This is a genomic window from Bacillus sp. CZDM1, assembly GCF_055502545.1.
Map to the genome: position 1 here is coordinate 13689 of NZ_JBUESO010000007.1, position 12184 is coordinate 25872.

Consider the following 12184-nt stretch of genomic DNA (forward strand, 5'->3'; position numbering starts at 1 on the left):
GTTTAATTTCCTTTTGTTGGGATCCTTTTAAAATCTGGAGTAACCTCGAATACACCGAATGTACCGAAGTAATCTGTATTAGCAGAAATTTCGCCATTATTGTATTCCCCGCCGATTAGCTCCCAGTTCTTTTTTGCTTCATTCCAATAGTAAACTTTTACACTTTCAGGATATTTAACTTGTTCGGGATCACCCTTAAACGTAAGTTTAACTTTTTCATTGAACTTATGATACTCTTTGCCATCGACTTCAATTGTAAAGTCATAAGCAGCTAATGCGCCTTTTTCTTGCTTTTTCTTAATAAGAAGATCAAGATTTTCTGCAATTGGCAGCATAGAAGCGGGAATTTGTACATTTATATTTCCATTGCTTACCACAACCACTGCACTAGCATTTTTTAAAGCTTGAATTTGTGCTTTAGTAAGTGTTAAAGTTGCCTTTGTTTTATTATCAACTTCAACAATAACTACTGTTTTATCTTCAAGTTTTTCAAGTGCATTTTCACTTATTGTATACTTGTTCCCTTTTTTAATTACTGGAACTTTAATTTCTACTGGTTCTACATCTTTCACATCAACAATTCGACCTTCGATTTCAGTTGGAATTCCTTCGCTTCCAATACTTACTAAATGGTCTCGTAAGTTTTCCCAATCTGAAAGACCAAGGTCAGTTACACGTCCCTCAGCATAAGCTTTTGCGAAGACATCATAACCGTCTCCACCTTTTGCTGTAAATGCGTTAGTTGCAATAATGTACTTTTCACTATCTTGAACTTCTACATACTTACCAGCTTCATTTAGATAAGATACAGAAACAATACGTTGTTTAGATGGTTTTGACATATCATAAACGACTTTACCACCGGCTACATGTAGGAATCCGCCATTTTCTGCTGGGTATTGAGAAAGAGAAATTTCAAATGCCGCTTTTAACTCAGCACCTGTTACTTCCATTGTTGCAAGAGTATTGTTAAATGGAAGTACTGTGATTACCTCACCAACCGTGATTGGTCCTTCTGGGATTGAGGCACGGATACCGCCACCATTTTGTAATGCCATGATTACATTCTTACCAGTGAATGATTTTGCCTTCTTCAGCATTCCATCTGTAATTAAGTTACCTAGAATTGTTTCATTTTTACGTACACTTGGTTTAGTATTGTCACCATTCGTACGAGGAGATTCCAATGTTATTGGAGTAGTTACACCAATTTCTGTACTAGATACTAAAGTTACTCGATCTTGATATGGTTTTAATACTTCCACTGCTTCAGAATCAGCAGCTATAACTTTTGGATCGATTGCAATTAGTTTACCATTATGAGCATCTACAACACCATTATCATCAAACTCAACATTTAATACACCAAGATTGCTGTTTGAGTTACCTGTTTGAACGATCACAGTAGGAGTTGTATCTTTGGCAACAACAACTGGTTTTGTTAATGTTGTATGGCTATGTCCGCCCACAATCACGTCAATGCCTTCTACCTGTTCTGCAAGGATCAAGTCATTATCGATAGCTACATTGTCGTCATAACCAATATGAGTTAATGCAACAATACGCTCAATACCTTGTCCTTCTAGTGCTTCCACTGCTTTTTTCGCTTCATCAATATAATTTTGAAATTCAACAGTACCTGGACTTGAGATATCTGCTGTCTCTTCCGTTGTTAAACCGAAAATACCGACTTTTTCACCATTTACTTCTTTAATGATTCCATTGTAGATTTGACCATTTTCAATATCTGTCACAATTGAATCATTGAATACCCCATCGAATTTTGCATCTTTTGAAAAGTCAACATTTGCACTTACAAATGGGAAATTAGCTCCCTTAATAAAGTCAACCAATTTTTGATGTCCTTGAGCAGAAGAACCTAAGTCAAATTCGTGGTTACCAAAGGTCATCGCATCAAATTTCATCAGGTTCATCATATCTAAGTCTGCTTTTCCTTGGAATTCATTGAAGAACAATGTTCCAGTAAATGCATCCCCAGCATGAAGAAGAAGTGCTCCAGGATTTGTACCTCTTACATCCTTCACAGCTGTTACGGTTCTAGGCATGTTTTCTAAAGCTGCGTGTGTATCATTCGTATGAATAATTGATAAATCAGGGAAATCAACTTGAACTAATACAGGGTCATGGTCTGATGCTTGTCCCTGTGCTTCCGTGAAATTAGCATTAATATGAATCATATCAACTGCAGTGTTTGGTACGAGATTATTTGAAACTAGAATATGGTCTAATACTTGGTTGTTACCTTGGAAGAAGTAAGAGAAACGGTCTTTAGCAGGAACTTTATCAACCATATTTGTTAAAACACCGCCCTTAAGTGTTTCAAGAACTGGTGTGAATTCAAAATCATTCATATCTCCAGCAACAACTACATTCAGAGCAGGATTTTGTGCAAGACCTGCTTTAATAAAGCTGTTAATTTCCTGGGCCAATTTTAGACGTTGAACTTCTGAGTTTAATTTAGGCGGCTGGCTCGATCCCCATAGAGATTCATCTCCACCCTTAGAGTTCAAGTGATTACCAATCACAACGACACGTTGACCTTGGAACTCGAATTCTGCAGCGATAGGTTTACGCGTTCCGGCGAATATATCAGGATTGATTACGCCTGGGTTAAGTTTTAAGTTACCATTTTCAGTCCATCCGTTTGCTTGAGTTGCTTCACCTTTTGTTCCTTTAACCAATGTAACACGTTCTGGATTATAAAGGTATCCAACACGAATATTACCACCAGGGGCACCACCGTTTGTATTGTTTATAGGTGCAACATCTGTCCATTGATATGTTGGGCCGCCTGCAACCTTGATCGCCTCAATTAACCGATTATAACTTTCTGTTGCATCTGTATTTCCTGAATTGGTTTCTCCATCATTATCCTGAACTTCTACAAGTGTAATAATGTCAGGAGATTTCATATTTTCTACAAACGTCTTTGCGATTTTTGCAACCTTAACATCTGGTGTGTTTGCTGTATTATTTGAGAAGTTTTCAACATTGTAAGATGCAACAGTTAATTTTTCTTTTGCAGGTACAATATGCGTAACTTCTTGTTTTAAATCTGCTTTTATTAGAGCAGGCAATTTGGTCTTATCAGTGGCTACTTGATAGCCGTTAGAAGAATAAGTTACGATACCTTCAACAGTACCATCAAACTTATCACCAGAACGGAAATCAGAACCAACATTATCAAGGAAAATCTTCTCAGGATTGTAATCGTCTTTTGCGATATTCATTCCGCCCAAAACATTCAATTGATTGTTTGTAGTACTTTCAACGACAATTGGTACATCGTTAGAATACGGAGGTCCAACTACAAGGGCATTCGGGAATGATACGCGCATATACTCAACAGATTCCCAGAAATCAATACCATCTTCCGCTGGATCAAATGACTGCATTTGATCATTATCAATGACCTTGTTCGGAGGCATTATATCCTTGCCAACTTCAAGTGATGCTGGCAATTCAGCTGTACCTGTTTTTGTAACTGTAGTTGCAGTAATTCTAGTTGTAGACAAGTTCGCACCGCCGCTATTTTCTGTAACTTTCCCGTCAACCGTTACTGTATCACCAACATTCACTCCGTTAGCTGTTTTAGACACTTCAATTGCTTCTGATGTTGCATTGTCATTGTCTACATTCGCAATTTCTTGCATAACAAAGCTATTGCTATTAAATTTGTGAGTTACAACCCCTGTAATCCCTTGAACGGAAGCTCCGTTATATTCGGAAACATGTCCTTTACCTTGGATATCATGGATGGCAATACCTTGTGTATATAAAATTTTATACGTAAAACTAAATACCTCACTTACAGTTCCGTTTACAACTGCAATCGCTTTAATGGTTGTTTCACCAGTTTCCAATGCAATTGGTTCAACATACTTTGTGCTTGCTGCAGTTGGAGTTGTGCAATCTGTTGTGTAATAGATTTCAGCACCTTCAAGGCCAGATTTTAATTCAATCTTCGTACCAGTTGATACAACACCTTGATCCATTGTAGTATAAACTGCTGGTTTGTTAACTAGATCATAGCTATCTAGACCAGTTGTTTTTAAATTGAATTCTGTATCAACTATAGAACCAAGTCCAATAATATGAACTAGATCGCCTTCTTTATATTTTTTTACTAAATCATCATAAGTAGATCCTGTACGGTTATCGTGAATAACTTTAACGGTTTCGCCGCTTTCAAATTTAGCTTGGAACGTAGCAGTTCCATAGGTATCCATAGTCATATTAGTAATAGTTACTCTTTCAAGCTTCAGTAATTCACCTTGTGTTGTATTATCAACTGCCTTAACAGACTGTGCTGCAGGAATAGGATTGCCTGATGATACAATCTCAAGATTAGATGGTTCAATCTCAATTTCGCCTTTATATACAGTCATTTTACCCGTTAATTTTACTTCATCACCTGGTTTGACAGTTTTTGGGCTTCTAAAAACATACATCCCCGCAGTGTCATCTTGCATATAGAAAGTTTCGTTACCCCAAAGACCTGTATCAGTTGTCGCTATACCTTCTATTGTTACTGTTTCACCAACAGCTGCATTACGTGCATCTGCAATAGAGACGAGTTGTATCGGTTCTGGATCAGGTTCACCAGGATTGTCACTTCCCATGGTATGTTTGCCGATGTCAGTGAACTTATCCATCCCTAAATTATTCCACTTGTTTATATCAAAAACATCATCAATAATGGTATCGCCAGTTAGAACTTCGCTGTCTCGTACAAGAGACACATCTTTGAGATCATTCGCAACTGAGCCAACTTGTCCAATTGAATCAACTACTTGCCCATTTTTTCTTAGTACAACTTGGTCGTTACCATTAAAATTAATGACACTTTTTTTATCATCTAACTTGTCTGTTACAGCAAGAATGGCAGCATCTGCATCTGATCTACTAATTACATATACGTCCCCATCCGCAACTTTTCCATCTAATGGTAAACTCAGATTTGTTGTTGTAGTACCAGTAGTAACACTTGAATTATTATTATACATTTCTAGTGTATATCCAGTGAGGTCAACTTCTGCACCAGTACCATTGAATAATTCAATAGCCTTATTATAGCTACTGCCCTCAATATATTCTGAGATAATCAAATCCTTAGCAGTTTCAGCTTTTACATTCGTGCTAGCCACTGGTGAAAGTAAACTCATAAGTAAGACAGGAACTGTGACAATACTCAAACTCTTTTTATGTCTCTTTTTCATGTTTCTCCTCCTATGACTAAATCAATAGTCATTTACATTAAATTGCATTGTTTCTCTGAATGACCCCTCTAATTCTCCAAGTCTTTTTATCATCCTAAGTTTTAGTAATCTATCACTTAAGCTGAAGAGATAAAGCGCTTTCAAAATTAACAAACTTCTAACTACTTCTATGTATTCAGACACCTCCTAGTAGAATTATATGATTATATAATTCTACTAACAAGAAAAATTATTATTTGTAAAAATTTGTAATTTTTTCTTAACTTGAATATTATTAGTCAATTTAATAGAACCTTTGTCGATTCGCAAAATAAAAAGCACATTCCCCTTTATTGGAAAACCTAGCACTCTATTCATTAACCTTGCTGAACCTCCTTTGCTGTCATAAGATAGTAACTATAAAAATATACAATGATGTATAAATGGTGACAGGCACCGAAAGGGGTAACGAGAAAGGGGATCGACCTATTATGGAACAAAATGGGGTTTTTAAATCTGTTTGCCCGCTGGATTGTCCGGATCAGTGTGGTTTGCTGCTGCATAAAGAGGATGGAAAGATTGTTAAAGTAGAGGGTGATCAGGAGCATCCGGTGACGAAGGGTAATATTTGCAATAAGGTTCGGAATATGACTAGCAGGATTTATGATGAAAACCGTCTAAAGTATCCGATGAAGAGGGTTGGCGCAAAGGGCGAAGGAAGATTCGAACGTATCAGCTGGGATGAAGCGATTGAAACCATTACTTCTCGTTGGAAAACGCTTATCCAAACAAATGGTCCAGAAAGTATCCTGCCATACAGTTTTTATGGAAACATGGGCCGGCTGAACGCAGAGGGAATGGATCGTCGTTTCTTTCACCGCTTGGGAGCATCACAGCTTGATCGAAGTATTTGTTCATCTGCAGGAACTGTTGGCTACAGATATACGATGGGCGGCAGCTTCGGAATAGATCCAGAAGATACAATCCATTCCAAGCTCATCATTTTTTGGGGGATTAACGCAGCTAGTACCAACATGCACCAGGTAGCACTTGCACAAAAAGCCCGTAAACAAAACGGCGCAAAAATTGTCGTCATTGATGTTCATAAGAATCAAACCGGTAGATTAGCAGATTGGTTTATTCCGATTTTACCAGGGACTGATAGTGCGCTTGCCCTTGGAATCATGCATATTTTATTTGCTGAAAATTTGGTCGACTCCTCCTTCTTACAGCAATATACGGTTGGCTATGAAGAGCTGCGCGAGCATGTGATTCATTATGATCCCTTGACTGTTTCGGAAATAACAGGGGTTCCCGTTGAGGATATTTACACGCTTGCTAGGATGTATGGAAATACCTCTCCTGCCTTTATACGAATTGGGAACGGACCACAGCATCATGATAATGGCGGTATGTTTGTCCGCACGGTTTCATGTCTTCCTGCCTTGACAGGTCAATGGCTTATCAAAGGCGGAGGTGCCATAAAGGGGAATTCTGGCTATCTAGCAGTTAACACCGTAAAATTACAGCGTCCTCGGCTATTAAAGAACAAACAGACAAGGGTAATAAACATGAACCAGCTTGGAGATGCACTTCTCACGTTAGACCCTCCTGTAAAATCTCTTTATGTTTATAGTTCTAACCCAGCGGTTGTAGCTCCAGAAGGAGTTAAAGTTAGGAAAGGTCTTGAGCGTGAGGATTTATTCATTGTTGTCCATGATTTATTTTTAACTGACACCGCCAAGTATGCAGATATTGTATTGCCGGCAACATCTTCCTTTGAGAATAAAGATGTTTACACCTCTTACTGGCACCATTATATTCAAATTCAGCAGCCAGTCATCGAGGCCTATGAAGAGTCCAAATCCAATGTTGATGTATTCCGTATGCTGGCGAAAGGGATGGGTTTTGAAGAATCAGCATTTGAAGAAACAGAAGAAGAAATGATAGCGGAGGCACTTGATTTTACGGCTAATCCCTGTTTGGATGGATTAGATTATGAAACTTTGGCAGCAAAGCAATATGTAAAAGCAAAGGTAAAACCACTGTTTCCTGGCAAATTGCGGACACCAAGCGGTAAAATCGAGCTGTATTCAAAGCGGATGAAAGCGAATGGATATCCTCCACTTCCTACTTATATCCCAATCGAAGTGGACGGGGCTCATCCTTTTCACTTTATTCCAGCACCCAATCATAATTTCTTAAACTCTACCTTTTCAAATAATCAAAAACACATTGTTCTGGAAAAGGAACCACGCTTGCATATGAATCGTAAGGATGCCGAGACTTCGGGGATTGTTGACGGCGAGCTTGTCCGAGTTTGGAACCATCGCGGAGAATGTATATTGAAAGTCAGCGTAGGTGAAAACGTCCTCCCGGGGGTAGTCGCCACCCAAGGACTCTGGGCAGATTTAGAAGGAACCAAACAACTCGTTAACACCCTAACACCAGACCGAATCGCCGACATGGGCGGCGGAGCAACCTTCTTCTCTGGCCGGGTCAGCGTTGAAAAAATATACAGTGATGTATAAATGGTGACAGGCACCGCCCTTTGGTCGGTGCCTTCCTGTTATAATGAGAGTTCGCCAACGTTTTGTAGTGTGGCTTCGGCTTCTCCCTTGCCTTTTTCTTCTTCTATTGTACCTGTATTTAGTCGAATGATATTTTGAAGTGTTCCTTTTAATTTTCTTTCTCGTACGATTACTTCTCCTAGAACATCTAAGGTTGCTGCCTTAGATCGTAGCACCTCTTCGTTTACATCACGGTCAAGGGTAAGCTGACCATTCACAATAATGGAAACTGGCTGGTCTAGAGCAAGGAATTGATCATTCGACCATACTTCTTCCCCATCAATGACGATAAAACTATTTTCGTAAGACAATACTTCTGTTTCCATCAGGCTCAAAAATTCATAGACGAGGTCTTCGACTCCCTCATGGCAAATGATGACGGATGTAGAGTGTATTTTTCCGATTGCTTTTGTCAGCATTTCTCTTGAAACATCACTCTCAATGATTACCGGTTTATTTGTAAACCAGTTTTTCTGTTGGAACCTGCGAATGGAACGGGCATTTAGACGCAGCGGTTTTCCCAAAACTTCATACCCTGCTGGAATCACCTCTACTACACTGGTTGTTAACGAAGCAACTTTTTTATATAAATACGATTCTTGATTCTCAAATAGCGAGATTTTTCCATTCACTTCTAACTTACTGATTTTTTCATTAAAAAGATCAAGATTAAGGTCCTGCGCAAAGGAAAGCATTCCATTCACCACTAAATATAAAGGCTCATCTATTGATAGTAAGAAGGAATTTGTCAGTGTGAATTTACCATTTTCTAACCGAGGTGCTGCACCTTCATAGGTTTCCACAGCTCCATTGCCTTTTGAAAGCATTTTGCCTGCAATTCCAGTGAGATGTGTTGGACTGTATACCTTACCATTAACCAGCATAGTTAATTGCCCCGCTTGAACTTGGTCTGCCTGAACATTTTTATCAATAATAACAACGCCGTTTACGAGGAGAAAAACTGGCTCGACGATTGCAGAAAGATAGTATTGATCCAGATGAAAAACTCCATTAAACAGGCGGGAGCCAGTAGGTATTTCTAAGCTCGCCCCGATATTTCCGATATTTAACTTCGTTAAAAGATGCGCATTTTCTTTTCCATAAAGCACTAGCCCTACATTTTCAATCCGTTCTACCCCTTTAATACTCTCTTCTGTTGCATTCACCAAATTTAATAATCCTACATTTCCAATTCGTTGACTCATTATTTCTCCTCCTCCAAAATCTTTCTTAATCGCTTGATAGCAAGATGAAGCTTGTAGCGCACTGTAGACGCTGGAATCCTTAGCTGCTCACCAATCTCCTGACTGGAAAGCCCTAACCAATATCTTTTAAAAATAAGATCACTTAATTCCTGTGGCAAATGAGCGAGTAACTCGGTTACCTCCAAGTGGCTGACACCAGCCTCCTGAATCGAAAAATCAAAGTCCTCCTCCCACTGAGTCAATCGCTGTTCTTTTCTCCGGTCGTCAATAAGCCTGTTTTTCATGACCCGGAAAAACCATGCCCGCTGCTTGTATTCTGGTAAACTAAGCAGCTGTGGTTCGTTGAGCGACTTTACCAATGCATCCTGAATCAGGTCATGGGCCTCCTGCTCATGCCTGGCAATGGATTTTGCAAAGCGCAACAAGTCATCCTTTAACTTTTCATATAAATCACTCACTTCCACATGCACATTGATCACTCACTTTTACTCATTTTATTTTTAAAATAAAAATCTTTAGATTGCTGCTTGAGAATTTCGGTTGTTTTTGCCGCTTTCAGTAAGATAACGTTTCGGGAAAGAAAAGTGTTGGAGAAATTTTTATAAAAATTTTAAAAAGTGGATTTTCTATAGATTAATATAGGAGAGACTGTGTGCCAAGAGAAAAGACAAGTACCAAATTGGGCCTTGTCTCAATGGATTACTTACTATCTAAATCTAAAGGTCGTAACTTTGCTTCGATATCTGCACGGCGAGGTTCCAAGAATGGCGGGAGCGCAAGCCTTTCCCCTAATGTTTCAACCGGTTCGTCCACGTCGAAACCCGGTGTATCCGTCGATAATTCGAAAAGGATATGGTTGGGTTCGCGGAAATAAAGAGCCTTGAAGTAGTACCGTTCAACCTTCCCTGAATTTATTAGTCCAGATGCCGCAATCCTCTGTACCCAATACTCATATTCTTCCTCATTCGGTACACGGAAGGCGACATGATGAACACTTCCCCTTCCAGCTCGCTCCCGTGGCAGATCTGGTCTTGGTTCGATGTGTACTTCTGCACCAGAACCTCCCTCGCCAGTTTCAAAAACTTGAATGGCAGGAAATTCACCTGCAAGAGATGGATATGTGCCTACCTGTTTAAAGCCCATAACTTCTGTTAAAACTTTAACTGTTTTGTCGGGAACCGCAACCGTTAAAGTAACAGGACCCAAGCCTATTATCGCATTTTCTGCCGGGACATCACTTTTATCCCAAGGAACACCTGGACGAACACCATCTTCACCATTGTCCGCTACCAGAATTAACTTAGTTCCCTCAAAATCCTGAAATGCCAAGGAATCGCGATGGTTTCGTTTCTCAATCTTCCCGTATTGAATACCAAACCGTTTGAAACGCTCTTCCCAATAGTGAAGCGAAGCAGTATCCTTGACTCGAAGTGAGGTTGATGAAATGCTCCCAACACCTGGATAGGTATGCCCCAGCCCAGGTATATCAAAGAAGGTTATTTCAGTGCCAGGACTTCCTTTCGCATCACCATAGAATAAATGATAAGACTCTGTATTATCCTGATTCACCGTTTTCTTGACCAATCGCAAACCTAAAATCTTTGTATAAAATTGAAAGTTCCTCTCCGCCTTACCCGTTAAGATCGAAACATGATGTAAACCTAACAGCTTCATTAATTGGCCTCCTATATGAATTTCACCTTTAATTATCTCGAATTCAAGATAATTATAATCAAATCAGACTCCGCCGTCAACATCTCCACAACTTGCAAAATCACACTGTCCACCGCCCGTGGACAAAATGGTTAATTTGTCCACGGGCGGTGCCTGTCACCCATATAGCGTCACCCATACAAAGTCACCATTACTGATTATAGTCCCAAACGATTTTCCACTCGTCTTTTTCTTCTAATGCAATGACTTCTTGTTCGAGATCAAAGTTTCCGTATTTTCCTTTGTAGGTTTGGGTGACGAGGATTTTGTATACATTTTTCATGACAGGTCCAGTTTTGGACATCTTCCATTGGTCGATTTTTTCAGGTTCACTGATTGTAAAGTCGAACGTTTCGACGCCAAAGTGGTTCATAAATACATGTGCACGGTCTTGAATGTAAGACCCTTTACTGAATTTTTCCTTCATGGTTGAATGAAAAAGCTCCCAGGACGAGGCGAATTCCCCTTCCTGCTCATACAGATAAAACTCCTCCACCACAGCAACTGCCTCTTTATCCGGTGAAAACCAAGCATCCTTAATGAACATAAAAACAGTCACGATACAAACAAGCAGCACTAATCCCATTGCAAGACCCGTAACTGGCATAGATTTTCTAGACATATGTCTCTCCTTTAGTACAGACTCTCCTACACTAAAGACTATGTCCAGCTACATCCAAATATTAACCATGTTAACCTGCTTAACAACATTCAAATAGTTTATTAATCATCACTGTACGCCTGAGGTGGACAGTGTCCACGAGCGGTGACAGGCACCGCCATTATCTAAACTCGTCCTCTATATATTCTAGTTCTTCCTGTGGGGTGAGGAGCCGGGTGGCTTTGCCGATGTTTCCTTTTTGGTAGACCCAAATGCGATTGTGGGCGCTTACGGAATTACTAAAGTCTTGCCTTGTCCAGGGTTCTAGGATGTCCAGAAGCATTTGTTTGTTACTGCTTTTTTTAAAGTCTTTGTTTTTTATCACTTCATATATTTTTTGTACTTTATCGGCGGTGATTTCTGAGGCTCCCCACTTTTTGTCCGCTTCGACCTTTTGATGTGTCATGTTGTGGACCTCTTGAATTAGTTCCTCTTCCCTCATGGTTTCATATTCTGCAGTTACTTTGCTTGATACAGGTGCCTCAAAGCCCTTTTCGATTTTTGTTTGTGCCTCTTTTGCTGTAACGGGATCATTTTTCTTCAAGTTGAATTTCAGCCCACTATCATTACCTAAATAAAAATAGACTCCCACCATACAGGCTAGTATCCCGATGATAGAACCTGCCATAGTTAATTTCTTCATGCAGCACTCTCCCTTTACAAATCTATTAATCTCTCTTTTGCAAAATCCTAATTTCTATTAATTATACAAAATTATGCCAAATACATGTACTTTATTGTTTCTGCAAGGATATCTTATTCGGCGATTATTCAAGGAAGCTTTCTTTAGTGGAGCACAAATCAACAGACCAGTTT

General features: G+C 39.5%; 7 protein-coding genes. 1 reads left to right on the forward strand and 6 read right to left on the reverse strand.

Annotated features, from left to right (window positions below; genetic code table 11):
- Positions 1-2: 2 nt before the first annotated feature.
- Complete coding sequence (locus ACY3XC_RS16755) at positions 3-5240, reverse strand: 5'-nucleotidase C-terminal domain-containing protein (RefSeq protein ID WP_464869553.1); 5238 nt, start codon at positions 5238-5240, stop codon at positions 3-5.
- Between the two features lie 470 nt (positions 5241-5710).
- On the opposite strand from ACY3XC_RS16755, the gene ACY3XC_RS16760 reads away from it, so the two are divergent.
- Positions 5711-7750, forward strand: coding sequence for a molybdopterin-containing oxidoreductase family protein (locus ACY3XC_RS16760; protein WP_464869554.1), 2040 nt, complete (start codon positions 5711-5713; stop codon positions 7748-7750).
- Between the two features lie 38 nt (positions 7751-7788).
- On the opposite strand, the gene ACY3XC_RS16765 is transcribed toward ACY3XC_RS16760, so the two are convergent.
- The 5 genes from ACY3XC_RS16765 to ACY3XC_RS16785 all read right to left on the reverse strand — a co-directional run bounded on the left by ACY3XC_RS16765 (position 7789) and on the right by ACY3XC_RS16785 (position 12011).
- Entirely contained in the window at positions 7789-8994 is a 1206-nt protein-coding gene (locus ACY3XC_RS16765; protein ID WP_464869555.1) for a hypothetical protein, read from the reverse strand.
- Positions 8994-9473, reverse strand: a complete 480-nt coding sequence (locus tag ACY3XC_RS16770) for an RNA polymerase sigma factor (protein WP_464869556.1) — start codon at positions 9471-9473, stop codon at positions 8994-8996. The genes ACY3XC_RS16765 and ACY3XC_RS16770 overlap by 1 nt, the downstream gene beginning before the upstream one ends.
- Before the next feature lie 220 nt (positions 9474-9693).
- Positions 9694-10668 carry a ring-cleaving dioxygenase gene (locus tag ACY3XC_RS16775; protein ID WP_464869557.1) on the reverse strand — a complete coding sequence of 325 codons (975 nt, stop codon included), beginning with the start codon at positions 10666-10668 and terminating at the stop codon, positions 9694-9696.
- A gap of 190 nt (positions 10669-10858) precedes the next feature.
- Entirely contained in the window at positions 10859-11329 is a 471-nt protein-coding gene (locus ACY3XC_RS16780; RefSeq protein WP_464869558.1) for a hypothetical protein, read from the reverse strand.
- Positions 11330-11489: 160 nt separating this feature from the next.
- Complete coding sequence (locus tag ACY3XC_RS16785; protein WP_464869559.1) at positions 11490-12011, reverse strand: DUF6241 domain-containing protein; 522 nt, start codon at positions 12009-12011, stop codon at positions 11490-11492.
- Positions 12012-12184 lie beyond the last annotated feature (173 nt).

Coding starts and splice junctions, on each gene's coding strand:
- ACY3XC_RS16780 (WP_464869558.1), bottom strand. CDS start 11,329: ATGTCTAGAAAATCTATGCCAGTTACGGGTCTTGCAATGGGATTAGTG.
- ACY3XC_RS16785 (WP_464869559.1), bottom strand. CDS start 12,011: ATGAAGAAATTAACTATGGCAGGTTCTATCATCGGGATACTAGCCTGT.
- ACY3XC_RS16775 (WP_464869557.1), bottom strand. CDS start 10,668: ATGAAGCTGTTAGGTTTACATCATGTTTCGATCTTAACGGGTAAGGCG.
- ACY3XC_RS16760 (WP_464869554.1), top strand. CDS start 5,711: ATGGAACAAAATGGGGTTTTTAAATCTGTTTGCCCGCTGGATTGTCCG.
- ACY3XC_RS16765 (WP_464869555.1), bottom strand. CDS start 8,994: ATGAGTCAACGAATTGGAAATGTAGGATTATTAAATTTGGTGAATGCA.
- ACY3XC_RS16755 (WP_464869553.1), bottom strand. CDS start 5,240: ATGAAAAAGAGACATAAAAAGAGTTTGAGTATTGTCACAGTTCCTGTC.